Raw genomic sequence first — 24208 nt, 5'->3', positions numbered from 1 at the left:
CTGTGGCGCATTTGCAACTGGCCGATGGCGTTTTGAACTACCAGATCGATGGCCCGGAAAACGCCCCGGTGCTGGTCCTGTCCAACTCGCTGGGCACCGACCTGGGCATGTGGGACACCCAGATTCCGCTGTGGAGCCAGCACTTTCGCGTGCTGCGCTACGACACCCGTGGCCACGGCGCATCGTTGGTCACCGAAGGCCCTTACACCATCGAACAGCTGGGCGGTGACGTGCTGGCCCTGCTCGATGGCCTGGACATCCAGAAAGCGCATTTCGTCGGCCTGTCGATGGGTGGCCTGATCGGCCAGTGGTTGGGCATCAACGCCGGTGAGCGCCTGCACAGCCTGACCCTGTGCAACACCGCCGCCAAGATCGCCAGTGACGAGGTGTGGAACCCCCGTATCGACACCGTGCTCAAGGGTGGCCAGCAGGCCATGGTCGACCTGCGCGATGGCTCTATCGCCCGCTGGTTCACCCCGGGCTTCGTCCAGGCCCAGCCTGAGCAAGCCCAGCGCATTTGCCAGATGCTGGCGCACACCAGCCCGCAAGGTTATGCCGCCAACTGCGCAGCGGTGCGTGATGCCGATTACCGTGAGCAACTGGGCCGCATCCAGGTGCCCGCGCTGATCGTTGCTGGCACCGAAGACGTGGTCACCACCCCTGCACATGGCCGCTTCATGCAGGCCGGTATCAAAGGTGCCGAGTACGTCGACTTCCCGGCAGCGCACCTGTCCAACGTCGAAATCGGTGAGGTGTTCAGCCGCCGCGTGCTCGACTTCCTGCTGGCTCACTGAGGACAACGCCATGGATGAGAAACAACGTTACGACGCGGGCATGCAAGTGCGCCGTGCGGTACTTGGCGATGCCCACGTGGACCGTAGCCTGGAAAAGCTCAATGACTTCAACGGCGAGTTCCAGGAGATGATCACCCGCCACGCCTGGGGTGATATCTGGACCCGCCCCGGCCTGCCGCGCCATACCCGCAGCCTGATCACCATCGCCATGCTGATCGGCATGAACCGCAATGATGAACTGAAACTGCACCTGCGCGCCGCAGCCAACAATGGCGTGACCCGCGAAGAGATCAAGGAAGTGCTGATGCAGAGCGCGATCTATTGCGGCATCCCGGCGGCCAATGCCACGTTCCACTTGGCTGAGTCGGTGTGGGATGAACTAGGTGTAGAGTCTCGACAGCAGTAATGCCTGCACTGGCCCTATCGCCGGCAAGCCAGCTCCCACAGGGATTGCATCAGGCCTGAGGGCAGTGCACTCCCTGTGGGAGCTGGCTTGCCGGCGATAGGGCCATGGAATGTTTACATGACCGTATTCTTCTGACGCATGGCTACCGGGCCTGCGTTGTTTTCTACGGCGTGTTTCAGGTTCGGGCACAGGCCGAGCATGAATGCCGCTTCTGCCACCACGAACAGCGGCCCGATGATCAGGCCGCTGACATCGTCGACAAATGCAGGTTTGCGGCCTTCGTAGTAATGGCCGACGAACTGGATGATCCAGCCCACTAGGAATGCCCCCAGCCCGGCGCTGAGCCACAGTGTTGTCGTCTGTACTGCCAGCACCTGGCCGACCCACAGGCACAGTCCCAGCAACAGCCCCATCACCAGCCCGAAGCGCAGGTCCAGGCGCAGGTAAAACCACACCGAAGCCGCCGCTGCCAGCAGGGCAGGGGACAGCCACATGCCAACTATTTCCCAGCCTGGGCGTGACAGCAGGATGGTGACTGCCAACACGATCATCGGGATGCCTACGAAGTGGGTGGCGATGTTGCGTGGGTCGCGGTGGTAGCTGGCGTATTGGCTCAGGTGGTCGACGAGGGTTTTCATTGTTGTGCCTCCCTGGTGTGCCTGATCTAGGTGTATTGCCTGTACCGGCCCTTCGCGGGTGAACCCGCGAAAGGGCCGGCACTGGTAACCCATATAGCTCAGGATAGCCCGCAGCTACTACTATCATCAGCTCAGCGAATGGCAGCAGCCCGTACCGGCGTATCCAGCCCCACCAGTGTCTCGATCATCGCCCGCGCCGCCGGCGACAACCGGTAACCGCTACGGCTGACCACGCCGCAGCGCACGCTCAGTACCTCCAGCGCCGGCGGCAGGTTGCGCCAGTGCAGGCGCACCAGTGTGCCGGTGGCCAGGTCTTCGGCCACGGCCTCCTCGCTGGCCGTGCCAATGGCGTCGCTGGCCTGCACCACGCTGCGCAGTATCGCCAGGTGCTCGGTCTGCAGGTGCGGGATGAAGTCGCTGCGTCCGCTCAGGTTGGCCAGGCGCTTGCGCACGCCGGGGGCGAGCAGGGCGCTGGCCAGCGGGTAGCTGAACAGGTCGTTGGTCGACAGGCTGTCCTTGGCCAGCAACGGGTGGCCAGGCCGGCAGAAGAACAGGCCGGGCCGTGGCGACAGGGGCTCGGTGTGGAAATTGGGGTCGGCTTCGAACGGTCGGACATCGTCGACGAAAAACTCGATCTGTTCACGGCGCAGGGCCTGGCCCAGGCGTTCGGCATTATCTACCAGCAGCGAGGTGCGGATGCCCGGGTGGCGTTCGATGAAATGGCGCAAGGCGTCGGGGACCAGGCGCACGGCCAGCGCCGGGCCACTGCCGAAATGCAGCTCGCCGGCGTCGAGCTTGGTCATTTGCAGTACTTCGTTGCTCAGTTGCGCGGCACCCTGCACCAGGCGGCGGGCGTGCTGCAGTACCACCAGGCCCTCGGGGGTTGGCAGCAGGGCTTTGCTGGCGCGGTCCACCAGCGGGCAGCCGAACGTGTGTTCGAGGCCCTGGATGGCGCGGCTGAAGGCGGGTTGAGTGATGCCCATGGCCTCGGCGGCACGGACGAAACTGCGGTATTCGGTGAGGGCGATGAAGTAACGCAGCTGGCGGAGGTCCATGTCACGGCTCTGGGGCGGGGATCAGGGCCCTATTCAAGCTGTTACAGCTTATGTCGTCCAAGAAGGTTTATGGATTTGGTTATTTCTTTTGGTTATTTGAAAGGGCTTCTGGCCTCTTCGCGGGCATTCCCGCTCCCACAGGTAGGGCGCAGAATTCAAGGCTGGTGCAATCCCTGTGGGAGCGGGCGTGCCCGCGAAGCATTCAAAGGAGATTCAGCGGGTAACTCACGATCAGCCGGTTCTCGTCAAAGGCGTTGGTACTGAAGTCCCGGCGCATGGTGGAGTTGCGCCATTTCACCGACAGGTCCTTCAAGCTGCCCGACTGCACCACATAGGCCAGTTCGGTCTCGCGAGCCCATTCCTTGCCATCATCCACGCTGCCCACGGTGACGTTTTCACCCTTGATGTAGCGGTTCATCAGGGTCAGCCCAGGCACGCCAACGGTAGCGAAGTTGAAGTCATGGCGCACTTGCCAGGAACGCTCCTTGGCATTGTCGAAACTGGAGTTGTAGCTGTCGTTGGCCAGGGTGCCGCCGCTGGTACCGTTGACCCGCATCCAGGCGTCGTCGCCGCTGACCTTTTGCAGGCCGACGTAGAAGGTGTGGCCCTGGTAACGCGCCGAAAGCATGGCCGAGGCGGTGCGGTTATCCAGTTTGCCGGCGCGCTCTGCGCCGTCTTCCTTGCCGATGAAGTAGCCAAGGTTGGCGCCCAGGGTCCAGTCGCCCAGCGGCTGGCTGTGCGTCAGGTTGAGATATTGCTGGCGGTAGATGTCCTTGAGCTGGGCATCCCACAGGCCGATCATGGTGCGCTTGTCGTTGAAGGTGTACTCGCCACCGCCGAAGTTGAAACGATCGGAGGTGAACGCGCCTTTGCCGTTCATCGACATGTCTTCCATGCTGGCGTCGTTGCGCGGGCTGTTACCGCGGAACTGCCCGGCGTACAGCGTCAGGCCGGCAATTTCCTTGGAGGTCAACTGGCCACCGCGGAAGGTTTGCGGCAGCGAGCGGCCATCGTCCGAGCGCAGGATGGGCAGTACCGGCATCCATTCACCGACTTTCAGCTCGGTTTCGGACAACTTGGCTTTCAGTGCCACACCCAGGCGGCCGAAGTCATCGGCCGGGCGGCCGTCGTCATGCACGGGCAGCAGGTGTGTGTTGGTGGTGCCTTTGCCGCCGTCGAGCTTGACCGAGTACAGGCCCAGCACGTCCACCCCGAAACCGACGGTGCCTTGGGTGAAGCCGGAGCGGGCGTCAAGAATGAAGCTTTGCGTCCATTCTTCGGCCTTGCCCTGCGGGTTGGCCGGGTCGACGAAATTGCGATTGATATAGAAGTTGCGCAGGTTGAGGGTGGCCTTGGCGTCTTCCATGAAACCACCTTCGTTGGCGGCGAAGACGGGGAGGGCGCAGGACATGGCCAACAGGCCGGGCAGCAGCTGGCGTGCGGGTTGCAAAGTGCTCATCTGTCGTGGATCTCTTGTTTTTATGGGGCGAGCCGGTGCACTGCTGGATCAAGCCTGCAGGTGCGGGTCTTTTTTTTGATGAACTTGGGCAACGTTGCGTAAGCGGATGTTGCGGGGTAGTGCGGGGGTGAGGCAATTCGCCGCAAACGGAACGGGGCGATAATCGAACGGAATGTTCCAGCTGGTTAATTGTTTTGCTTTGACAGACGTTTCGCGGCGGTTCGATGCCTCGATGAACCCTTGCCTACGAGCCCTGCACTGGCAGCGACAAACAAAAAGCCCACCGTAAAGGTGGGCTCGATGCTGCTACAAACTCAATCAGCCTTTCGGTGCTTGCACCGATGCCTGCTGGTTGGCCTGCCCGGTCTGCTCATACCAGCCACCGCCGAGCGCCTTGTACAGATTGACCTCGCTGGTCAGCTGCGAAAGGCGGTCGGTAATCAGCGACTGTTGGGCGCTGAACAGGTTGCGCTGGGCGTCGAGGAAGGTCAGGTTGCTGTCGATCCCAATGCGGTAACGGCGCTCAGCCAGGCGGTAGTAATCCTGGTTCGCCTGCACCAGGTCGCGCTGGGCCTGCAGCTGCTCTTCGAAGGTCTTGCGCGCCGCCAGGCCATCGGAGACTTCCTGAAAGGCGGTCTGGATGGTTTTTTCGTACTTGGCGACGTTTATGTCCTTCTGGATCTTCGAGTAGTCCAGGCTGGCCTTCAGGCTGCCGGCGTTGAAGATCGGCAGGTTGATCTGCGGCTGGAACAGCCAGGTGCCTTGGCCACCGGCGAACAGGTGACCCATGTCGGGGCTCAGGCTGCCAGCGTTGGCGGTCAGGCTGATGCTCGGGAAGAACGCTGCACGGGCGGCACCAATGTTGGCATTGGCGGCCTTGAGCAGGTGCTCGGCTTCCTGGATGTCCGGGCGACGCTGGAGGATGTCCGACGGCAGGCCGGCCGGCACTTCGGCCAGCTGGTCGGCGTTGAGCTCCAGCGGCTTCGCCAGGTTGGCAGGAACGCCGGTACCCAGCAGCACGGTCAGGCTGTTGACGTCCTGGGCGACCAGGCGCTGGTACTGCGAGTACTTGACCCGGGCGCCTTCCACAGCGGTGCGCGCCTGGCTGACGTCGAGGGCAGAAGCCACGCCGACTTCATTGCTGCGACGGGTGAGGTTGTAGCTTTGCTCGTAGGTCTTAAGCGTTTCTTCGGTCAGCTTGAACAGGGCCTGGTCGGCCTGCCAGGTGTAGTAGGCGTTGGCCACGCTGGCCACCAGGGCGATTTGCGTGGAGCGACGCGCCTGCTCGCTGGACAGGTAGGTTTCCAGCGCCTGCTCGGTCAGGCTGCGCACACGGCCGAACAGGTCCAGCTCATAAGCGCTGACGCCCAAGGTGGCCGAGTACTGGCTGGTGATGCCAGATTCGCCGGTTTGCGACATGTTCGCCGGTACGCGTTGGCGGCTGCCGCTGCCGGTGGCCGAAACCGCCGGGAACAGGTCGGCACGCTGGATGCGGTACTGCGCGCGGTAAGCGTCGAGGTTCAGCGCCGCGACGCGCAGGTCGCGGTTGTTGACCAGCGAAGTCTGGATCAGCTGTTGCAGTGCCGGGTCGTGGAAGAACTGGCGCCAGCCCTGTTCGGCGGCAGCAACGTCTGCCGATTGCGTCGGCGAGTACGCAGGGCCTTGCGGCCACTGCGCTGCCACCGGCGCTTCCGGGGTCTGGTAGTCAGGGATCAGCGAGCAGCCGCCAAGAATGAAAGCGGTTACCGCCAGGGACAACAAAGACTTGGTCATTGCCCAGCCTCATAACGTGGAGTTTCAGGGGTGGCGTCTTTTTCCGGCTCTTTGCTGCCGAACAGCGACGACACTGCGACGAAGAACAGTGGTACCCAGAAGATAGCAAGCACGGTCGCACTGATCATGCCGCCGATCACGCCAGTACCAATGGCGTGCTGGCTGCCGGCGCCGGCGCCGCTGGCGATGGTCAACGGTACCACGCCGAGGATGAACGCCAGCGAGGTCATGATGATCGGGCGCAGACGCATGCGGCACGCTTCGATCGCTGCGTCGTACAGGCTGCGGCCTTGCTCGTGCAGTTCCTTGGCGAACTCGACGATCAAAATGGCGTTTTTCGCCGCCAGACCGATGGTGGTCAACAGGCCGACCAGGAAGTACGTGTCGTTGGACAGCCCGCGCAGGCTGGTGGCGATCAGTGCACCGATGATACCCAGCGGTACTACCAGCACGACGGCGATCGGGATCGACCAGCTTTCATACAGTGCAGCCAGGCACAGGAACACGAACAGCACAGAGAGGGCGAACAGTGCCGGCATCTGCGAGCCGGAGAGTTTTTCCTCGTAAGACATGCCGGTCCAGGAGAAGCCGATACCGTCCGGCAACTCGCCCGCGATGCGTTCCACCTCGGCCATAGCATCACCGGTACTGTAGCCCGGGGCCGGAGCACCCAGGATTTCCATCGCCTCGACACCGTTGTACCGGGACAGCTTGGGCGAACCGTACGTCCACTCGCCTTTGGCGAACGACGAGAACGGGACCATTTCGCCTGCACCGTTGCGCACGTACCACTTCTGCAGGTCTTCCGGGCTCATCCGCGCGTTTGGTTCGCCCTGGATGTACACCTTCTTGACTCGGCCACGGTCGATGAAGTCGTTGACATAGCTGGCACCCAGTGCAATCGACAGGGTGTTGTTGATGTCGGCAATGGTCACGCCCAGGGCGCTTGCACGTTCGTCATCGATAGTCAGCTGGTACTGCGGCTCATCGTTCAGGCCGTTCGGGCGCACGGCGCTGAGCACCTTGCTTTGTGCGGCCTTTGCCAGGAACTGGTTGCGCGCTTCCATGAGTTTGGCATGGCCGACACCACCGCGGTCCTGCAGGAACACGTCGAAGCCGGTAGCGTTACCCAGTTCGAGTACCGCAGGCGGCGCGAAGGCGAACACCATTGCGTCGCGGAAGGTGAAGAAGTGCTTCTGGGCACGTTCGGCCAGGGCGAACACACTGTTTTCCTTGGAGCGCTCACCCCACGGCTTGAGCATGATGAACGCCATGCCCGAGCTCTGGCCGCGGCCGGCGAAGTTAAAGCCGTTGACAGTGAACACCGATGCCACGGTGTCGGCCTCTTCCTTCAACAGGTACTCACGCATCTGGTCAACCACAACCTGCGTACGTTCGGCACTGGAGCCGGCCGGGGTCTGTACCTGGGCAAACAGTACGCCCTGGTCTTCTTCCGGGAGGAAAGCAGTAGGGATGCGGGCGAACAGCCAGATCATGCCGACCACGATCAGCGCGTAGCCGAGCAGGAACGGTACCTTGTTGCGCAGGATCGTGCCCACGCTGCGCTCGTAGCCGTTCACGCTGCGGTCGAAGTTGCGGTTGAACCAGCCAAAGAACCCGCCTTTGGCAGTGTGGTGCTCACCTTTCTTCAGCGGCTTGAGCATGGTGGCGCACAGTGCCGGGGTGAAGATAAGCGCTACCAGCACCGAGAGGCCCATGGCCGACACGATGGTGATGGAGAACTGCCGGTAGATCACACCTGTGGAACCACCGAAGAACGCCATGGGCAGCAGTACCGCCGACAGTACCAGGGCAATACCCACCAGGGCGCCCTGGATCTGTTCCATCGAACGTTTGGTCGCCTCCTTGGGCGGTAACCCTTCCTCGGACATGACCCGTTCGACGTTCTCCACCACGACGATGGCGTCGTCCACCAGCAAGCCGATGGCCAGGACCATGGCGAACATGGTCAGGGTGTTGATACTGAAGCCTGCGGCGGCAAGGATGCCGAACGTACCCAGCAACACCACCGGTACGGTCATGGTGGTGATGATGGTGGCGCGGAAGTTCTGCAGGAACAGGTACATCACCAGGAACACCAGGACCACGGCTTCGATCAGGGTGTGGATCACACCGCTGATCGATTCGGTGACCACCGGGGTGGTGTCGTACGGGAATACCGCTTTCACGCCAGGCGGGAAGAACGGTTCCAGGCCTTTGATGGTCTCGCGCAGTGCCTTGGCGGTGTCCAGCGCGTTGGCGCCGGTAGCCAGTTTTACGGCCAGGCCGGAAGCCGGCTTGCCGTTGAACTGGGCGCTGACCGCGTAGTTTTCACCGCCCAGGCCCACTTGCGCGACGTCACCCAGTCGTACCTGGGAGCCATCCTTGTTGACCTTGAGCAGGATCTTCTCGAACTGCTCGGCGGTTTGCAGGCGGGTCTTGCCGATGATGGTGGCGTTCAGCTGGGTACCAGGCAGGGCTGGCAGGCCGCCGAGCTGGCCGGACGAAACCTGCACGTTCTGCGCGGCCACGGCGGTCTTTACGTCGACCGGGGTCAGCTGGAACTTGTTCAGCTTGGCCGGATCGAGCCAGATACGCATGGCGTACTGCGCACCGAACACCTGGAAGTCACCCACACCCGCAGTACGCGAGATCGGGTCCTGCATGTTGGAGACGATGTAGTTGGCCAGGTCGTCCTTGGTCATGCTGCCGTCTTCGGACACCAGGCCGATCACCAGCAGGAAGTTTTTCACTGCCTTGGTGACGCGGATACCTTGCTGCTGCACTTCCTGCGGCAGCAATGGGGTGGCCAGGTTCAGCTTGTTCTGTACCTGGACCTGGGCAGTGTCGGGGTTGGTGCCTTGTTCGAAGGTGGCAGTAATGGTCATGCTGCCGTCGGAGTTGCTTTCCGACGACACATAACGCAGGTTGTCGATACCGTTGAGCTGCTGCTCGATCACCTGCACCACGGTGTCCTGCACGGTTTGCGCCGAGGCGCCCGGGTAGGTCACAGCGATGGCGATGGCCGGCGGCGCGATGCTGGGGTACTGGTTGATAGGCAGCTTCAGGATCGACAAGGCGCCGACCAGCATGATCACCAAGGCGATCACCCAGGCGAAGATCGGGCGATCGATAAAGAACTTCGACATGGTTTACTCCGCTTTGGCGTCTGCTTTCGCCGCGTTGGCCTGATCAGGGCTGCCCGGCTTCTTGACGTTGGTGGCTTCGCTGACCTTGACCTCGACGCCCGGGCGCACGTACTGCAGCCCTTCGGTGATCAGGCGGTCGCCTGGGTTGAGGCCTTCCTCGATCAGCCAGTCGCTGCCCAGGGTACGGCTGGCCTTCAGCTGGCGCAGTTCGACCTTGTTCTCCTGGTTGACCACCAGGGCGGTTGGGGCGCCTTTGAGGTCGCGCGTCACGCCCTGTTGCGGTGCCAGGATGGCTTGGCTGTTGACCCCGGCCTTGAGCCGCGCATGCACGAACATGCCTGGCAGCAGGGTGTGGTCCGGGTTGGGGAAGATGGCACGCAGGGTCACCGAGCCGGTGGTCTCGTCGACCGCCACTTCGGAAAACTCCAGGCGACCTTCCTGCTTGAACAGGCTGCCGTCTTCCAGCACCAGCTGAACCGATGCGGTGTTGGCGCCAGACTTCTGCAGTTGGCCGCTTTCCAGTTCACGGCGCAGCTTCAGCAGCTCGGCGGTGGACTGGGTGACGTCGACGTAGATCGGGTCGAGCTGCTGGATGGTGGCCATGGCGTTGGTCTGGCCATTGCTCACCAGCGCGCCTTCGGTAAACGACGAGCGGCCGATGCGACCACTGATGGGCGCCAGCACCTTGGTGTAGCGCAGGTCGATCTGGGCGCTTTTGAGCGAAGCATCGGCCTGCAATCGTTTGGCATTGGCGTCGTCGTATTCCTGCTTGGACACCGCCTGTTCGTCGATCAGCTGCTTGTAGCGCTCGGCCAGGGAGCGAGTAGCTTGCAAGTTGGCCTGGGCGTTGGCCAGGTTGGCTTCGTACACGGCAGGGTCGATCTGGTACAGCTGCTGGCCTTCCTTCACCTCACTGCCTTCCTTGAACAGGCGCTTGAGGATGATGCCGTTGACCTGCGGGCGCACTTCGGCGACCCGGTAGGCACTGGTACGCCCCGGCAGTTCCGAGGTCAGGGTGAAGGCTTGCGGCTGAAGGGTAACCACGCCGACCTGAGGAGCCTGCGCCGCTGGCGCTGCTTCTTCTTTCTTACAGCCACTGAGCAGGGTTGCCAGGGCGACGGCGGAAACCAGAGCGGTAACGGCTGGCTTGAATTGCATGAGGATCCTCGGGTCGCTGGAGCAGGGAGACGCTCAAGAGTAATGGAAGAGATCTTGATCTGGAAAAATTGCTATCCGGTGGATAAATAGCTTGCTAAGGAATATACTTACATTCATGGTTGTTTGTAAATACCGCTGGGTTGTACTCAGGTACTGCCACAGCTCTTGATTAGCTCATCCGCGAGGTTCCCTGCAGAGGAGCCCCGGAGCGTCCCCCGCACGCGCCGCGCGTTCGGGCCAGATGAGGTTGTACTGCCATGGTCCGTCGAACCAAAGAAGAAGCCCAGGAAACCCGCGCCCAGATCATCGAGGCGGCGGAAAAGGCCTTCTACAAGCGCGGGGTTGCGCGAACCACCCTGGCCGACATCGCCGAGCTGGCGGGTGTGACGCGCGGGGCGATCTACTGGCATTTCAACAACAAGGCAGAGCTGGTGCAGGCGTTGCTCGACAGCCTGCACGAAACCCATGACCACTTGGCGCGGGCGAGTGAAAGCGAGGACGAAGTCGACCCGCTTGGCTGCATGCGCAAGCTGCTGTTGCAAGTGTTCAACGAGCTGGTGCTCGATGCCCGAACCCGGCGTATCAATGAAATCCTGCATCACAAGTGCGAGTTCACCGATGACATGTGTGAAATTCGCCAGCAGCGCCAGGGCGCAGTGCTGGATTGCCACAAGGGCATTGCCCTGGCGTTGGCCAATGCGGTGCGCCGGGGCCAGTTGCCTGGCGAGCTGGACGTGGAGCGCGCGGCGGTGGCCATGTTTGCCTATGTCGATGGCCTGATCGGGCGCTGGTTGTTGCTGCCGGACAGTGTCGATCTGTTGGGTGATGTCGAAAAATGGGTCGACACCGGGCTGGATATGCTGCGCTTGAGCCCGGCGCTGCGCAAATGACACTTTGTTAAGGATTGTGAGGGAGTGTTTCCCGTCTGTATTAAGAGAGGATTAATACTTCCGGGGTGCCCTGAACGAAGCACAGGAACAGCGCACCCTTCAGCGGCCGCGTAATTGCCGGTCGGGCAGCGCAAATGCCGCAAACACCCCCAGCACCGCAACCAGTGCACTCCCCATCAGCAAATGCCGGAACGTCTCCGTCAACCGGCCCTGCGTCACCAGGTCCACCTCCCCGGCCTTCAGGCTCCCCAGCAATGGATTCCCCAGCATTTCGAACCCGCCTTGGTGCAGCAGCGCCAGCAGCAGGCTGGACATGCAGGCCACGCCCATCGCCCCGCCCAGCGAACGGAACAGGTTGGTGGTGCTGGTGGCCACCCCGATGTCCTTGCTGTCCACCGCGCTTTGCGTGCCCACCAGCGATGTCGGGAACTGCAACCCGCAGGCAATGCCGGTCAGCAGCATGAACAATGCACTGAGCCACCCAGACTGCGGCGGGGTCAGCGCCATGGCAAAAATGGCCACTGGCATCAGCAGTGCGCCCGCCAGAATCTGCGGCTTGTAGCGCCCGGTGCGGCTGGTCATGCGCCCGCCGGTGAAGGCGCCCAGGGGCAGCCCCATCGCCAGTGGCAGCAGGTGCAGGGCGGCGCTGTCGGCACCGGCGCCGGTGATGCCCTGGTAGCGCAACGGCATGAGCATGGTCAGCGAAATCGACTGGAAGCTGGCGAAAAAGATCACGCCCCAGCACAGCACCGCCACCCGGTTGCCGAACAGGCCCAAGGGCAGCAGCGGCTCCGGGCAGCGGCGCTCATGAACGATGAACAGCGCCAGGCCAAGCACGGCGCAGGCGAACAGGGCCACTACGGCCGGGTCAACCCAGGCGTGGCCCTGGCCGACCAGGGTGATGCCCAGTAACAGGCTGCCCAGGCCGAGGATCAGCAGCACGGCGCCGAGGTAGTCCACCTGTGCCTCGCGGCGCTGCGCCGGCATGCCGCCCAGGGCCCGGTGGATCGCCCACAAGGCAACCAGCCCCAGCGGCAGGTTGATCCAGAACACCCAGCGCCATGACAGGTACTCGGTCAACCATCCTCCCAGCACCGGCCCGGCGACACTCGCCACTGCATACATGCTGCTGAAATAGCCCTGGTAGCGGCCGCGTTCACGCGGGGGCACGAAGTCGCCGATGATTGCCTGGCTGACCGAAACCATGCCGCCCGCGCCAATGCCCTGCAGTACCCGGGCCAGCACCAGTTGCTGCATGTCCTGGGCCAGGGCGCAGGCGATCGAGGCCAGGGTGAACAGGCTGATGCCGGTCAGGATCATCCGCCGCCGCCCGTAGAGGTCACCCAGCTTGCCGTAAATCGGCACGGCCACGGTCATGGCCACCATGTACCCGGAGATGACCCACGCCAGCAGGCCGACATCGTTGAACTGAGCCGAGATCGCGGGCAGCGAAACGGCGACGATGGTCTGGTCCAGTGCGCCGAGGAAGATCGCCAGCATCAGGGCGGTCAGCACATTGCGCAGTGTGGTGGGGGGCAGGGCGGCGGTCACGGGAATACCTTGTTTATCTGTGGCGGCCTCTTCGCGGGCAAGTCGGATTGTAACCTGAGTTAGGTAGCTTCCTATGTACTATCTGCATCCCCTATGCCGAATCGGCATTGGCGCATTCATCCAGTGCAGCATGGCTGCGTGATATCGTTGGTATGCCACAGGGGCTGAAATCCGGGGCTTGCACCAGCTTGGTGCAACAATATGCCGCAGGTTTTTCAGCCCGCTGTCTCCCACACCTTTTATTCCTCTGCCTGCATGTCGAGCATGACCGCCCAGATGGCGACGGTTGGAACAGGTCAGGTAGACCCGATTACAGGGGTCGGTAGTTACCGTTCAAATTTCAACTTATTTGCGGAGTGATCATGCCCAAGGCTTCCCATCAAGATCTGCGTTTTGCCTTCCGCGAACTGCTCGCTTCAGGTTCCTGTTACCACACGGCATCGGTGTTCGACCCGATGTCGGCACGCATTGCCGCAGACCTGGGCTTCGAGGTCGGCATCCTGGGGGGGTCTGTCGCTTCGTTGCAGGTACTGGCCGCGCCGGACTTCGCCCTGATTACCCTCAGCGAGTTCGTCGAGCAGGCCACCCGTATTGGCCGGGTAGCGCAATTGCCCGTGCTGGCTGATGCCGACCACGGCTACGGCAACGCGCTGAACGTGATGCGCACGGTGATCGAACTGGAGCGCGCCGGCGTGGCCGGGCTGACCATCGAGGACACCCTGCTGCCTGCCCAGTTCGGGCGCAAGTCCACTGACCTGATCCCGGTCGAGGAAGGCGTTGGCAAGATTCGTGCGGCGCTGGAGGCACGGGTCGATTCGTCGTTGTCGATCATCGCCCGCACCAACGCTGGCGTGCTCACCACCGAAGAAATCATCGTGCGCACCCAGAGCTACCAGAAGGCCGGTGCCGATGGCATCTGCATGGTGGGCGTGAAGGACTTCGAGCAGCTCGAGCAGATTGCCGAGCACCTGACGGTGCCGCTGATGCTGGTCACCTATGGCAACCCCAACCTGCATGACGATGAACGCCTGGCGCGCCTGGGTGTGCGTATCGCAGTCGACGGCCATGGCGCCTACTTCGCTGCGATCAAGGCCACTTACGATTGCCTGCGCTTGCAGCGTGGCAAGCAGAACAAGTCGGAAAACCTGAGCGCCACCGAACTCTCGCACACCTACACCCAGCCCGAGGATTACATCCGCTGGGCCAAGGAATACATGAGCGTCGAAGAGTGACCGGCAGGGCGCCGTCAACTCAACGGACGGCGCTCAAGGTTGCAGTGTGAGGCACGCAATGTGCCTGCTCGCAGCTGGCTGCGGCGCTGGGCTGGCTGCGTAGCAGCTCGGCGCGCCAGCAGGCAGAACCGTACAGCCCTGCGACGGCCGTCAGGGCCATGACGAGAGCGACTCTTCTGGACTTGATGCCCATGGTACTCACCTCCTGTTACAGCGCTAGGTGATACCTTCCAGCTTAGGCCAATTCAAGCGTCACAGATGCCGATCCCACTCCGGTTCGTCCTTGAACCGCTGCACCAGAAAATCCAGCATGCTGCGCAAGGTCGCCGGCATGTGCTTGCGCGACGTATAAACCGCATTCAGGTTCAGGGTACGCGGCTGCGCTTCGGGCAGCAGGCGCACCAGTTCGCCCCTGCGCAGGGCGTCGGCGGTCTGGTAGCTCGGCAGCATGGCGATGCCAGCGCCGGCCAGTGCCGCCTTCTGCAATGTCATTGCTTCGTTGGCGCTGATGTTTCCCGCGACCGGTACGGCGACCGGCTGGCCGGCTACCTCGAACTGCCAAAGGCTATGGCCGAAATAGGCATGGGTCAGGCAGTTGTGCCGGCTCAGGTCCTCGACCCGTTGCGGCACGCCGTGCTCGCTCAGGTAGGCCGGGGACGCGCACACCACCGAGCGGCACACGCTCAGGCGCCGGGCGATCAGGTTGGGGTCCAGCTCGTTGCTGGTGCGGATGGCCAGGTCGATGCGTTCATCCACCAGGTTGACGGTGCGGTCGAGCATTTGCAGTTCCACCTTCACCCCAGGATAGCGCCGCACATAGGCAGCCACCGCGTCCACCAGCTGCGCCTGGCCGAACGAGGTGCTGACGCTGATGCGCAGCGCGCCTTTTGGCGCGTCATCCGGCTGCTGCACTGCGGCCTGCAGGTCGCCGGCCAGTTCCAGTAGTTGCCGGCAGCGGGGCAGGGTTTCCTGGCCGGCTGCGGTGAGGCTGAGTTTGCGAGTGGTGCGCTGCATGAGCCGCGCGCCAACCCAGTCCTCCAGCTCTGCCAGGTAACGCGACACCACGGGGCGAGACAGCTGCAGATGGTCTGCCGCTGCTGACTGGCTGCCCAGGTCGACGACGGTGACGAAAACGCGCATGGCGTTGAGACGGTCCATGATTTGCCCGGTTTTAGAAACAAACTATGTTCGAGCATCGCATTTTTTGCGACGGATCGGGCAACTAAGCTGTTGGGCATCGTTCAACTGAAGGCCTTGCCCATGTCCCTGTTCACCCCCCTGCGTGGCCTGCTACTGGCCTGCGTGACCCTGGCCGGCCCGGCGCTGGCTGCCGAACCGTTGCAACTGGACGTCTACAACCCCGGGCACGCGGCCATTTTCCCGGTCAGCTCGGTGATTGTCAGTGGCGAGCACGATGCCGTGCTGGTCGATGCCCAGTTCGGCAAGGCCCAGGCCCAGCAACTGGTGCAGCGCCTGCAGGCTGGCGGCAAACACCTGACCACCATCTACATCAGTCACGGCGACCCGGACTATTACTTTGGCCTGGACACCCTGACCCAGGCCTTCCCCGACGCCAAGGTGCTGGCCTCTGCCGCCACGGTTGCACATATCCGCCAGACCATGGATGCCAAGCTGGCGTACTGGGGGCCGCAGATGGGGGCAGACAAACCGGCGCGACTGGTGGTGCCGCAGGTGCTCGAAGGCCAGCGCCTGACACTGGAAGGGCAAGCCCTCGACGTGGTTGGCCTGGACGGCCCGCAGCCAGACCGCAGCTTCGTGTGGATCCCGTCAATCAAGGCGGTGGTGGGTGGCGTGGTGGTGGCCGAGAACATTCATGTGTGGATGGCCGATACTCAATCGGCCAAGTCCCACGCCGACTGGCTTGGCACATTGGCGCATATCGAAGCGCTGGGGCCACGCACGGTCATCCCTGGGCACTACCTGGGAGACAGCAGCCGTTCACTGAAAGCTGTTCGCTTCACTGCAGACTACATTCGTGGGTTCGATGCTGAAACCGCCAAGGCGAAAGACGCCAACGCGCTGATCGAGGCCATGAAGCAGCGTTACCCGGGCCTGGCCGATGAAAGCTCGCTGGAGCTCGGGGCCAAGGTCGCCAAGGGCGAGATGAAGTGGTAATTCCGTTCAATTGATGGAGAGTGTTCCCATGAGCAAGATCGCAATCATCGGTGCCACTGGCCGCGCTGGTAGCCAGTTGCTGGAAGAAGCCCTGCGCCGTGGCCACAGTGTGCTGGCCATCGCCCGCGACCCTTCGCCACTGCAGGGGCGTGAAGGGGTGACCGTCAAGGCGCTGGATGCCAAGGACAGTGCCGCCCTGCAAGCGGCGGTAACGGGTGTGGACGTAGTGGTGAGCGCGGCGCATTTCTCGACCATCGAGCCGCATGCCATCATCGAGCCGGTCAAGCGGGCCGGGGTAAAGCGCCTGCTGGTGGTGGGGGGGGCCGGCAGCTTGTTGCTGCCGTCGGGGCATCGGGTGATCGATAGCCCGGACTTCCCGGAAGCCTACAAGGCCGAGGCCACGGCCGGGGTACGTTTTCTGGAAGCGTTGCAGCGCGACCCGAACCTGGACTGGACCTTCCTCTCGCCGTCGGCGGAGTTTGTTGAAGGTGAGCGCAGCGGGCGCTACAAAGTGGGCAAGGATCATCTGCTGATCGGTGCGGATGGCAAAAGCTGGATCACCTTTGCCGACTATGCGATTGCCATGCTCGACGAGCTGGAAAAGCCGGCGCATTCGCGGCAGCGGTTCACCGTCGGGTATTGAGTCGCCTGCTTCGCGGGCATGCCCGCTCCCACAGGTACAGCACAGACTCCGAGGCCCTGGCTGTACCTGTGGGAGCGGGCGCGCCCGCGAAGAGACCCTTATTGGCTAGCCTGGCTCTCCAGCCAGTCCAGTAACTCCACCAACCCCGGCGGCAAGCTTCTGGCCTGGCTCACCAGGTAATACCCTTTCCCGGTCACCACCTTCAGCGCAAACGGCATGCACAGCCGCCCCCCGCGCAAGTCATCGCCAATCAGCGACCAGTCGCCGATGGCCACGCCTGTCCCCTGCGAGGCCATGGCCATCGCCATGTCCAGTGTCTCGAAATGCTGCTTCGGCCCATGAGTGGCCAACGTCACCCCAGCGGCCTGTAGCCACAATTGCCAGTCATGTTCATCCCGCGAGGGGTGCAGTAGCATGTGTCGCGCCAGGTCTTCCACCTGGCGCAACGGTATCGGCCCCTCACGCAGCGAGGGGGCGCACACTGGCGTAAGTTGTTCATCGAACAGCTTGCGCACCTGCAGCCCGTGGTTCGGCGCATCGCCGTAGACCACCGCCGCATCGAAGCCCTCGCGACGAAAATCCACCCCATGCTGCACCGTGGTGGTCAATTCCACCGGTACATCCGGGCGCAGTGCCTGCCATTCCATCAGGCGCGGTAGCAGCCAGCGCATCACGCACGTCGGGGCCTTGAGCTGCAAGGTCGTGCTGCGCCCACCCACTTCACGCACGCCTTGCTCGATGAGCGCGAACACCTGCTGCACCCGAGGCAGCCAGTCCTGCCCTTCACGGGTCAGGCTAAGCCCGCGGGCCTGGCGCTGGAACAGGGCATAACCCAGGTGCTCTTCGAGGGCGGCGATCTGGCGGCTGACGGCGCCTTGGGTGATGTGCAGCTGTTGCCCTGCACGGGTGAAGTTGCAGTGCTGGGCGGTGACCAGAAAGGTGTGCAGGGCGGGCAGGGGCGGGAGGCGTTTCATCGCACTAAGCCATGATGACAGGACATGGCTAGTATGTGTTTTTTTGCATTGTGGCGATAGCCGTGGCTTGGGTCCAATAAGGGCATACTCCAACAAGATTCATGGTGAAACCCGATGGCAACCTGCGGCGAAGTACTGGTCAATCTCCTTGAAGGCTATGGCGTCGACCATGTCTTCGGCATTCCCGGTGTACATACCGTTGAGCTCTACCGTGGCCTGGCGGGCTCGTCCATTCGCCACATCACCCCGCGCCATGAGCAGGGTGCAGGGTTCATGGCTGACGGCTATGCGCGCACCCGTGGCAAACCTGGGGTTTGCTTCATCATTACCGGCCCTGGCATGACCAATATCACCACTGCCATGGGCCAGGCGTATGCCGACTCGATCCCGATGCTGGTGATTTCCAGTGTGCAGTCCCGTGATCAGCTGGGCGGTGGCCGCGGCAAGCTGCACGAACTGCCCAACCAGTCGGCGCTGGTGTCGGGAGTGGCCGCGTTTTCTCACACCTTGATGAGTGCTGCAGACCTGCCGCAGGTGCTGGCGCGGGCATTTGCCGTGTTCGAGAGCGCCCGGCCACGCCCGGTGCATATCGAAATCCCGCTGGACGTGCTGGTCGAACCGGCCGACTTCCTGCTGCCGGGCCGCCCGGTGCGTGGCAGCCGGGCAGGGGCAGCGCCGCAGGCCGTGGCACAGATGGCCGAGCGCCTGGCAGGTGCCAAGCGGCCGTTGATCCTGGCGGGCGGTGGCGCGTTGGCCGCGGGTGCTGCGCTGGCGCGCCTGGCCGAACACCTTCAGGCCCCGGTGGCCCTGACCATCAATGCCAAGGGTTTGCTCCCGGCCAGCCACCCGCTGCAGATCGGTTCGACCCAGTCACTGCCGGCTACTCGAGAGCTGGTGGCTGAAGCGGACGTGGTGCTGGCGATCGGTACCGAACTGGCTGAAACCGATTATGACGTGACCTTCAAGGGTGGCTTCGAGATCCCGGGTAGCCTGCTGCGCATCGATATCGATCCGGACCAGACCGTGCGTAACTACCTGCCGGAGCTGGCGCTGGTAGCCGATGCCGAGCTGGCCGCCGAGGCATTGCTCGCTGCCTTGCAGGCCCAGCCGCAACCTGTGCGCGAAAGCACCTGGGGTGTGGCTCGCGTGTCCAACCTGCGCCAGACACTGGCGGCAGGTTGGGACCAGCCAACCCTGAGCCAGACGCGTCTGCTGAGCGCGATCCTGGAGCGACTGCCCAATGCCGTGCTGGTGGGCGATTCGACCCAGCCGGTGTACACCGGCAACCTGACCCTGGACATGCACCAGCCACGTCGCTGGTTCAATGCCTCAACCGGCTACGGCACCCTGGGTTATGCGCTGCCTGCGGCCATGGGCGCGTGGTTGGGGAGTGCGGAGCAAATCGGCCAGCGCGCGCCTGCGGTGTGCCTGATTGGTGACGGCGGCTTGCAGTTCACCCTGCCGGAGCTGGCCAGTGCGGTGGAGGCGCAGGTGCCGCTGATCGTGCTGCTGTGGAATAACCAGGGGTACGAGGAGATCAAGAAGTACATGGTCAACCGGGCGATCGAGCCGGTCGGGGTAGATATCCATACCCCGGACTTCATCGGCGTGGCGCGGGCGCTGGGGGCTGCGGCGGAGCATGTGACCGACGTGAAGCAGCTGCAGGCGGCGCTGGGGCAGGCGGTGGAGCGCAAGGGGCCGACCTTGATCCAGGTTGACCAGAATCAGTGGCAGGAAACCGTGGCGGGTTGAAGTCAAGCTATTGCCTGTACTGGCCCTCTCGCGGGCAAGCCCGCGAAGAGGCCGGTACAGGAAAAACAGGACTCAGCCAGCAGTAGCCCGCAGCCGCGCCACATCCCGAATCGGTGGTGCGCCATACAGCCGGCTGTATTCACGGCTGAACTGCGACGGGCTTTCATACCCCACCCTGTAGGCTGCCACCGCCGCCTCTAGCCCGTCGTTGAGCATCAACCGCCGCGCCTCCTGCAGGCGCAGCTGCTTCTGGTACTGCAACGGGCTCATCGACGTCACGGCCTTGAAGCGATGGTGCAAGGTCGAAGTGCTGAGGTTGACCTCCCGGGCCAGGTCCTCGATGCGCAGGGGCAACTGGTAGTTGTTGTTGAGCCAGGTAATGGCCTGGCACACCCGGTGAGTCTGGCTGTTGGCCAAGGCAATTTCATACAGCCGGCAACCCTGCGGCCCACGCAGCAGGCGATAGAGAATCTCGCGGCGGAACAGTGGCGCGAGCATGGCGATGTCGCGCGGGGTATCCAGCAGGCGTAGCAGCCGCAGCAAGGCGTCGAGCAATGCGGCATCGGTCCTTTCCACATACAAACCACGGCCTGAAGGCCGGTTGGGTACCAGCATCGGCCCGCTCTCGGCGATCAGCTGGCTGATCTCGGCCGGGTCCAGGTCCATGCGCAGGCCCAGGCTGGGGTTTTCCGGGCTGGCGTCGAGCCTCACCCCGCTCAGCGGCAAGGTCACCGACACCACCATGTAGTGCAGGGGGTCGTAGGCGTACTGCTCGTCACCAAGGAACAGGCTTTTGCTGCCCTGGGCAAGGATGCACAGCGCCGGTTGCGCCAGGGTCGGCACCGAGCGCACGTTCTCGGTGTAGCGCACCAGATATAGGTCATCGATGGCCGATGCGGGACCATGGGGGTCGCCGGCATGGCGGCGGATCAGCTCGGCCAGTTCCAGGCGCTGCAGTTCCAGGGTCGGGTCGATGGACGTGACGGTGGTCATGATGGCTTTCCTCTGCTGACCGACGCAGCATAGGTTTGGGCAAAGAGGGGCGCTAGTCGAAAGCTGCACGTCGCTTGCCTGATCCTGCCGCGCAGCAGGATCAGGCAATCGGCGAGCAGTAATGGCCTAACGCGGCGCGCGGGTGAGCCCCTAACCTTGGCAGCCTGGCTTTTTCGTCCGCCTGCTTCAAGGAGATTGTGCAATGACCCTAAAACAACCGGTCACCCATCTTGCTTTCATCCGTGCCAGCAGCGGGCGCTCGGCAGAACTGGGCGCGCGCCTGCGCGACCTGCTCGAGCCCTCGCTGCGTGCGCCGGGCTGCCTGAGCTTCACGGTACAGCGCTCCCAGGCCGATGCCGACCTGTGGTTGCTCAGTGGCAGCTGGCAGGATCAGCAAGCGATGAGTGGCTACTTTGCTTCGCCGACACTGGATGTGTTTGGCGAGCTGGTGCAGGCACAGGTGGTCAGCAGCCTGGACTTGCACACCTTCGATTGAGGGTGGATGAGGTAAAGTAGCGCCCTTGTTCAACCACGCGGATAGCAACATGGCACGTAGGGAATTCACTCATTTCGAAGCGGTATCGGCGATGGTGCCGGTGGAAGGTGGCGGCTACAACGCGGCCATTGCGGTCAAGGCCTTGGCCATGGGCGGCGCGCCGCGCTTTCACAAGGTCCTGGACGGGCAGGTGTTCAAGGGCGCCGTGGCCGCCGACGAAGCGGCCACGGCCGAGCTGCAGCGCCTGCAAGGCGTCAGCGAAGAGGGTGAACTGATCTGGTGATCAGGCCGGCGGGCGTCCCATCTTGAACAGGTTGCCCAGCTCGAAATAGTCCGCCGGGCCACCGCCACGCAGGATCGGTTCGGCGGCCGCGGTATCGTAGATGCCGTTTTTCAGCAGGTGCTCGGCAATGTGCACCGCCACCACCTCACCGAGGATCAGCCAGCTGGGCACCAGTGCCTGGTCGGCCCGCTTGAGCTGGACGATCTGGCTGACCTTGCACTCGAACGCCACCGGGGTTTCGCCTACGCGGGGCACGCTGACGATGCTCGACGGCGTGGCGGTAAGGCCGCTCAACTCGAACTCGCTCACCTGGGCAGCAACCGGCGCGCAGCTCTGGTTCATCTGCTCGGCCAGTGGGCGGGTGGCCAGGTTCCAGACGAATTCGCCGGTCTGCTCGATGTTGTTCAGGCTGTCTTTGCGCCCGACGCTGCAGAAACCGATGATCGGCGGGATGTAGTTGAAGGCGTTGAAGAAGCTGTAGGGCGCCAGGTTCAGGCGGCCTTCGCGGTCATGCGAGGAAATCCAGCCGATAGGGCGGGGGCCGACGATGGCGTTGAACGGGTCGTGGGGCAGGCCGTGGCCTTTGGCAGGTTCGTAGTAATACATCTGTGCTGGGCTTGTTGGCCCTACCTCCTGGTGGACAAGGTGCCTAGTGTGCCAAGCCTGTGCTCGCCTGCAAATGATCAAGCCCGGCCGAAGCCGGGCTGGGTGCTCGCATCAGGTATCAGCTGATGCGGTGGGCGTTGGTGCGGTCGAAGCCGTCTTCAGCAAAGCGCTGGCCGCCGGTGCGGTCGAAGCCGTCTTCAGCAAAGCGCTGGCCGTTGGTGCGGTCGAAACCGTCTTCAGCAAAGCGCTGGCCGTTGGTGCGGTCGAAACCGTCTTCAGCGAAACGTTGGCCTCCGGTGCGGTCAAAGCCGTCTTCAGCGTAGCTGGCGGACTGGGTTTGAGCCGCAGCAAAGGTGTGAGCGCTGGTACGGTCGAAGCCATCTTCGGCGAAGGCGCCAGCTGCGAAAACCGAGAGGGCCAGGGTGAGGATCAGTTTGTTTTTCATGGTCGTTGCTCCGGGGTTCGAGAAGTTGTTTGTTTCTATGGGTTTAATCCTACGCCGATTTATTTGATTAAAAAGCGCAAAAAATAGCGTTTAAAAATCGAATAAATCGATGTGTTTGGGCAGGCTTCGCGTGGGTCAGGCAGCGGTGTCAGTCAGTAGCCGCAAGCCCTCGCATCGTCGTTTTGTCAGCCATTGCAGCTTGAAGGTCGGGAATTAATGGGGCGTTAACAGCGAATTATCTTGTTTCAAAGTCCGCTCCACGCTTTTTTCATACATCGCCAACCGATTTTTCAGACGCTGCTCAGCACCATCGCCGCACCTCAAACTGGAGCGGCAAAACAATGAACAAACTCCCGCAAATCACCTTGGCCTTCTGGGTCATGATCGGCAGCGCCATCGCATTGGTGGTCGTGGCCCGTTACTGGACGCGCATCCCCGGCGTGGTGTTGTTCTGGGTGGCGTTCGTGCTCACCCGCCCGTTTGGCGCCACCTTGGGCGACTTCCTCACCAAGCCACATGAAAAGGGCGGCCTGGACTTCGGCACAATCGGTTCGTCGGCCGTGCTGGGCGGGGTGCTGCTGGTGCTCGTGCTGATGGCCACCTGGTACCAGCGCCGTGAGCCGCGTCAGGCGTTGGAGATGTCCTGAGTGTTGATGCGATAGCGGGTACTGCGGCCCCCGCCTGGCAGGCGAACCAGGCAAGCCTTGTCGAGCAGGTCGGTAAGGTGGCGGGTCGCAGTGGCCTTGGAAACCTTCGCCACTGCCTGGTACTGCGTGGCGCTGATGCCCTTCTCGAAACCGTGGGGGCCGCCATCAAGCAACCTGTTGAGCACCTTGACCTGTTCAGGCAGCAAGCCATCTGCGCGATGCGCCTGCCAGAACCTGGCCTTGGCCAGTATCCGGTCGATGTTTGCCAGTGCCTGTTCGAGGCTGCGCAGCAATGTGGCAAGGAACCAGGACAACCAGCGGGTGATATCCAGGTCCCCTTTCTGGCTGCTCTCCAGGACCTGGTAATAGCCGGCCCTGTCCTCGAGGATGCTGGCGGACATGGCATAGAAGCGAATGGCCTGGCGCTCAGCTTGGGCCAGCGCCAGGTCGGTGATCGCCCGGGTCAGCCGACCATTGCCATCATCGAACGGGTGCAGCGTGACAAACCAGAAGTGCGCAATACCGGCGCGTAACAGCGGATCCAGACCAGCGATATCGAGGCTGTTGGCAAACCAGTCGAGAAACGCCGCGAGCTGTGTTTCAAGACCCTCGCGCGGTGGTGCCTGGAAATGCACGGTGGGCTTGTCGAGACGGCCGGAGATCACCTGCATGGGCACTTCATCACGTAACCGGCCGACCAGTACCGCCTTGCTCAAGGCGCCTTGTACTTCCGGGAATAGCCACTGGTGCCAAGTGAACAGGCGTTGCAGGGTCAGTGGTCGGTCATACCCTTGTGTTGCATCCAGCATCAGTTCCGCCAGCCCTTCACTGCGGGCACTGGTGGCTCCCGGTTCATCCATGCCCAGCCGACGGGCAAGAGAAGAGCGCACCGAGCCCACATTCAGCTGTTCACCTTCGATTGCCGAGGAGGTGACGATGTTCTGCAGCAGCGTATCCAGCATGTTCTGGCACTCGCTGAGCCCATCGATGCTGCCGATCTTGCCCAGCAGACGACCTTGCATGCTGATGCAGTTGCGCAGGAGCGGGGCAATGGCTTCGTTTTGCCAGGTAAATTGGGGCCAGGCTGGTTGCTGCCAGATCCACAAAGGGCTGTTCATGATTGTGCCG

22 protein-coding genes and 1 pseudogene are annotated in these 24208 nt (G+C 62.8%); 10 read left to right on the top strand and 13 right to left on the bottom strand.

Annotated elements, in window-relative coordinates:
* Nucleotides 1-2: 2 nt before the first annotated feature.
* Nucleotides 3-794 carry a 3-oxoadipate enol-lactonase gene (pcaD, locus tag MRBLPB4O_RS22775; RefSeq protein ID WP_341796675.1) on the top strand — a complete coding sequence of 264 codons (792 nt, stop codon included), beginning with the start codon at nucleotides 3-5 and terminating at the stop codon, nucleotides 792-794.
* Between the two features lie 10 nt (nucleotides 795-804).
* Nucleotides 805-1200 (top strand): 4-carboxymuconolactone decarboxylase, encoded by a 396-nt coding sequence (gene pcaC, locus MRBLPB4O_RS22770; RefSeq protein WP_016498124.1) that lies wholly within the window; start codon nucleotides 805-807, stop codon nucleotides 1198-1200.
* 113 nt (nucleotides 1201-1313) lie between these two features.
* Here the strand turns inward: pcaC and MRBLPB4O_RS22765 are convergent, their stop codons facing one another.
* From MRBLPB4O_RS22765 to ttgA, 6 genes are all read right to left on the bottom strand, one after another.
* A complete protein-coding gene (locus tag MRBLPB4O_RS22765; RefSeq protein ID WP_341796674.1) occupies nucleotides 1314-1838 on the bottom strand; it encodes an Mpo1-like protein in 525 nt (174 codons plus the stop codon).
* A 131-nt stretch (nucleotides 1839-1969) separates the two neighbouring features.
* Entirely contained in the window at nucleotides 1970-2893 is a 924-nt protein-coding gene (locus MRBLPB4O_RS22760) for a LysR family transcriptional regulator (protein WP_341796673.1), read from the bottom strand.
* A 202-nt stretch (nucleotides 2894-3095) separates the two neighbouring features.
* Complete coding sequence (locus MRBLPB4O_RS22755) at nucleotides 3096-4352, bottom strand: OprD family porin (RefSeq protein ID WP_016498127.1); 1257 nt, start codon at nucleotides 4350-4352, stop codon at nucleotides 3096-3098.
* Between the two features lie 318 nt (nucleotides 4353-4670).
* Nucleotides 4671-6125, bottom strand: a complete 1455-nt coding sequence (locus tag MRBLPB4O_RS22750; RefSeq protein ID WP_016498128.1) for an AdeC/AdeK/OprM family multidrug efflux complex outer membrane factor — start codon at nucleotides 6123-6125, stop codon at nucleotides 4671-4673.
* Nucleotides 6122-9274 carry a multidrug efflux RND transporter permease subunit TtgB gene (gene ttgB / locus MRBLPB4O_RS22745; protein WP_341796672.1) on the bottom strand — a complete coding sequence of 1051 codons (3153 nt, stop codon included), beginning with the start codon at nucleotides 9272-9274 and terminating at the stop codon, nucleotides 6122-6124. The genes MRBLPB4O_RS22750 and ttgB overlap by 4 nt, the downstream gene beginning before the upstream one ends.
* 3 nt (nucleotides 9275-9277) lie before the next feature.
* Nucleotides 9278-10432, bottom strand: coding sequence for a toluene efflux RND transporter periplasmic adaptor subunit TtgA (ttgA, locus tag MRBLPB4O_RS22740; protein ID WP_341796671.1), 1155 nt, complete (start codon nucleotides 10430-10432; stop codon nucleotides 9278-9280).
* Between the two features lie 257 nt (nucleotides 10433-10689).
* On the opposite strand from ttgA, the gene ttgR reads away from it, so the two are divergent.
* Complete coding sequence (gene ttgR, locus MRBLPB4O_RS22735) at nucleotides 10690-11322, top strand: efflux transport transcriptional regulator TtgR (RefSeq protein WP_016488872.1); 633 nt, start codon at nucleotides 10690-10692, stop codon at nucleotides 11320-11322.
* A gap of 99 nt (nucleotides 11323-11421) precedes the next feature.
* Here the strand turns inward: ttgR and MRBLPB4O_RS22730 are convergent, their stop codons facing one another.
* Complete coding sequence (locus MRBLPB4O_RS22730) at nucleotides 11422-12873, bottom strand: MDR family MFS transporter (protein WP_341796670.1); 1452 nt, start codon at nucleotides 12871-12873, stop codon at nucleotides 11422-11424.
* A gap of 362 nt (nucleotides 12874-13235) precedes the next feature.
* On the opposite strand from MRBLPB4O_RS22730, the gene MRBLPB4O_RS22725 reads away from it, so the two are divergent.
* Entirely contained in the window at nucleotides 13236-14105 is an 870-nt protein-coding gene (locus tag MRBLPB4O_RS22725) for an oxaloacetate decarboxylase (RefSeq protein ID WP_016498133.1), read from the top strand.
* Between the two features lie 252 nt (nucleotides 14106-14357).
* Here the strand turns inward: MRBLPB4O_RS22725 and MRBLPB4O_RS22720 are convergent, their stop codons facing one another.
* Complete coding sequence (locus tag MRBLPB4O_RS22720; protein WP_341796669.1) at nucleotides 14358-15263, bottom strand: LysR family transcriptional regulator; 906 nt, start codon at nucleotides 15261-15263, stop codon at nucleotides 14358-14360.
* Between the two features lie 102 nt (nucleotides 15264-15365).
* On the opposite strand from MRBLPB4O_RS22720, the gene MRBLPB4O_RS22715 reads away from it, so the two are divergent.
* A complete protein-coding gene (locus MRBLPB4O_RS22715; protein ID WP_016498135.1) occupies nucleotides 15366-16241 on the top strand; it encodes an MBL fold metallo-hydrolase in 876 nt (291 codons plus the stop codon).
* A gap of 28 nt (nucleotides 16242-16269) precedes the next feature.
* The gene (locus tag MRBLPB4O_RS22710; protein ID WP_341796668.1) at nucleotides 16270-16884 is read left to right on the top strand and encodes an NAD(P)-dependent oxidoreductase; all 615 of its coding nucleotides are present in this window, start codon (nucleotides 16270-16272) and stop codon (nucleotides 16882-16884) included.
* Between the two features lie 98 nt (nucleotides 16885-16982).
* On the opposite strand, the gene MRBLPB4O_RS22705 is transcribed toward MRBLPB4O_RS22710, so the two are convergent.
* On the bottom strand, nucleotides 16983-17858 hold the full coding sequence (locus MRBLPB4O_RS22705; RefSeq protein WP_341796667.1) for a LysR substrate-binding domain-containing protein: 876 nt from the start codon (nucleotides 17856-17858) through the stop codon (nucleotides 16983-16985).
* 114 nt (nucleotides 17859-17972) lie between these two features.
* On the opposite strand from MRBLPB4O_RS22705, the gene MRBLPB4O_RS22700 reads away from it, so the two are divergent.
* On the top strand, nucleotides 17973-19610 hold the full coding sequence (locus MRBLPB4O_RS22700) for a 5-guanidino-2-oxopentanoate decarboxylase (RefSeq protein ID WP_341796666.1): 1638 nt from the start codon (nucleotides 17973-17975) through the stop codon (nucleotides 19608-19610).
* A 72-nt stretch (nucleotides 19611-19682) separates the two neighbouring features.
* On the opposite strand, the gene MRBLPB4O_RS22695 is transcribed toward MRBLPB4O_RS22700, so the two are convergent.
* Nucleotides 19683-20603, bottom strand: coding sequence for an AraC family transcriptional regulator (locus tag MRBLPB4O_RS22695; RefSeq protein ID WP_341796665.1), 921 nt, complete (start codon nucleotides 20601-20603; stop codon nucleotides 19683-19685).
* 202 nt (nucleotides 20604-20805) lie between these two features.
* Between MRBLPB4O_RS22695 and MRBLPB4O_RS22690 the strand changes: the two genes are divergently transcribed.
* Together MRBLPB4O_RS22690 and MRBLPB4O_RS22685 are read left to right on the top strand one after the other, a co-directional pair.
* Nucleotides 20806-21099 (top strand): antibiotic biosynthesis monooxygenase family protein, encoded by a 294-nt coding sequence (locus MRBLPB4O_RS22690; protein ID WP_049278214.1) that lies wholly within the window; start codon nucleotides 20806-20808, stop codon nucleotides 21097-21099.
* A 49-nt stretch (nucleotides 21100-21148) separates the two neighbouring features.
* Complete coding sequence (locus MRBLPB4O_RS22685; RefSeq protein WP_041167964.1) at nucleotides 21149-21382, top strand: hypothetical protein; 234 nt, start codon at nucleotides 21149-21151, stop codon at nucleotides 21380-21382.
* Here MRBLPB4O_RS22685 and MRBLPB4O_RS22680 read toward each other — a convergent pair whose 3' ends face one another.
* Together MRBLPB4O_RS22680 and MRBLPB4O_RS22675 are read right to left on the bottom strand one after the other, a co-directional pair.
* Nucleotides 21383-21988 (bottom strand): flavin reductase family protein, encoded by a 606-nt coding sequence (locus MRBLPB4O_RS22680; RefSeq protein WP_341796664.1) that lies wholly within the window; start codon nucleotides 21986-21988, stop codon nucleotides 21383-21385. It abuts the gene before it with no gap.
* A 118-nt stretch (nucleotides 21989-22106) separates the two neighbouring features.
* Nucleotides 22107-22433 (bottom strand): hypothetical protein, encoded by a 327-nt coding sequence (locus MRBLPB4O_RS22675; RefSeq protein WP_341796663.1) that lies wholly within the window; start codon nucleotides 22431-22433, stop codon nucleotides 22107-22109.
* 380 nt (nucleotides 22434-22813) lie between these two features.
* Between MRBLPB4O_RS22675 and MRBLPB4O_RS22670 the strand changes: the two are divergent.
* Nucleotides 22814-23080 (top strand): annotated as a pseudogene (locus MRBLPB4O_RS22670) (hypothetical protein); the annotation flags it as partial.
* Here the strand turns inward: MRBLPB4O_RS22670 and MRBLPB4O_RS22665 are convergent.
* Complete coding sequence (locus tag MRBLPB4O_RS22665) at nucleotides 23059-24198, bottom strand: Fic family protein (RefSeq protein WP_341796662.1); 1140 nt, start codon at nucleotides 24196-24198, stop codon at nucleotides 23059-23061. The pseudogene MRBLPB4O_RS22670 and the gene MRBLPB4O_RS22665 sit on opposite strands and share 22 nt — an antisense overlap.
* Nucleotides 24199-24208 lie beyond the last annotated feature (10 nt).

Origin of the sequence: Pseudomonas sp. LPB4.O (assembly GCF_038383825.1) — a bacterium.
GTDB classification, from domain to species: domain Bacteria; phylum Pseudomonadota; class Gammaproteobacteria; order Pseudomonadales; family Pseudomonadaceae; genus Aquipseudomonas; species Aquipseudomonas putida.
Note: the sequence above shows the minus strand (reverse complement) of the source record. Positions and strands in the feature narration are given on the sequence as shown.

What these genes read in the sequence shown, in the direction of transcription:
- MRBLPB4O_RS22720 (WP_341796669.1), bottom strand. Translation starts at nt 15,263, where the DNA reads ATGGACCGTCTCAACGCCATGCGCGTTTTCGTCACCGTCGTCGACCTG.
- MRBLPB4O_RS22690 (WP_049278214.1), top strand. Translation starts at nt 20,806, where the DNA reads ATGACCCTAAAACAACCGGTCACCCATCTTGCTTTCATCCGTGCCAGC.
- MRBLPB4O_RS22685 (WP_041167964.1), top strand. Translation starts at nt 21,149, where the DNA reads ATGGCACGTAGGGAATTCACTCATTTCGAAGCGGTATCGGCGATGGTG.
- MRBLPB4O_RS22755 (WP_016498127.1), bottom strand. Translation starts at nt 4,352, where the DNA reads ATGAGCACTTTGCAACCCGCACGCCAGCTGCTGCCCGGCCTGTTGGCC.
- ttgB (WP_341796672.1), bottom strand. Translation starts at nt 9,274, where the DNA reads ATGTCGAAGTTCTTTATCGATCGCCCGATCTTCGCCTGGGTGATCGCC.
- MRBLPB4O_RS22700 (WP_341796666.1), top strand. Translation starts at nt 17,973, where the DNA reads ATGGCAACCTGCGGCGAAGTACTGGTCAATCTCCTTGAAGGCTATGGC.
- pcaC (WP_016498124.1), top strand. Translation starts at nt 805, where the DNA reads ATGGATGAGAAACAACGTTACGACGCGGGCATGCAAGTGCGCCGTGCG.
- MRBLPB4O_RS22665 (WP_341796662.1), bottom strand. Translation starts at nt 24,198, where the DNA reads ATGAACAGCCCTTTGTGGATCTGGCAGCAACCAGCCTGGCCCCAATTT.
- MRBLPB4O_RS22680 (WP_341796664.1), bottom strand. Translation starts at nt 21,988, where the DNA reads ATGTATTACTACGAACCTGCCAAAGGCCACGGCCTGCCCCACGACCCG.
- MRBLPB4O_RS22675 (WP_341796663.1), bottom strand. Translation starts at nt 22,433, where the DNA reads ATGAAAAACAAACTGATCCTCACCCTGGCCCTCTCGGTTTTCGCAGCT.
- MRBLPB4O_RS22750 (WP_016498128.1), bottom strand. Translation starts at nt 6,125, where the DNA reads ATGACCAAGTCTTTGTTGTCCCTGGCGGTAACCGCTTTCATTCTTGGC.
- MRBLPB4O_RS22760 (WP_341796673.1), bottom strand. Translation starts at nt 2,893, where the DNA reads ATGGACCTCCGCCAGCTGCGTTACTTCATCGCCCTCACCGAATACCGC.
- MRBLPB4O_RS22695 (WP_341796665.1), bottom strand. Translation starts at nt 20,603, where the DNA reads ATGACCACCGTCACGTCCATCGACCCGACCCTGGAACTGCAGCGCCTG.
- MRBLPB4O_RS22765 (WP_341796674.1), bottom strand. Translation starts at nt 1,838, where the DNA reads ATGAAAACCCTCGTCGACCACCTGAGCCAATACGCCAGCTACCACCGC.
- ttgA (WP_341796671.1), bottom strand. Translation starts at nt 10,432, where the DNA reads ATGCAATTCAAGCCAGCCGTTACCGCTCTGGTTTCCGCCGTCGCCCTG.
- MRBLPB4O_RS22705 (WP_341796667.1), bottom strand. Translation starts at nt 17,858, where the DNA reads ATGAAACGCCTCCCGCCCCTGCCCGCCCTGCACACCTTTCTGGTCACC.
- MRBLPB4O_RS22725 (WP_016498133.1), top strand. Translation starts at nt 13,236, where the DNA reads ATGCCCAAGGCTTCCCATCAAGATCTGCGTTTTGCCTTCCGCGAACTG.
- MRBLPB4O_RS22710 (WP_341796668.1), top strand. Translation starts at nt 16,270, where the DNA reads ATGAGCAAGATCGCAATCATCGGTGCCACTGGCCGCGCTGGTAGCCAG.
- MRBLPB4O_RS22715 (WP_016498135.1), top strand. Translation starts at nt 15,366, where the DNA reads ATGTCCCTGTTCACCCCCCTGCGTGGCCTGCTACTGGCCTGCGTGACC.
- ttgR (WP_016488872.1), top strand. Translation starts at nt 10,690, where the DNA reads ATGGTCCGTCGAACCAAAGAAGAAGCCCAGGAAACCCGCGCCCAGATC.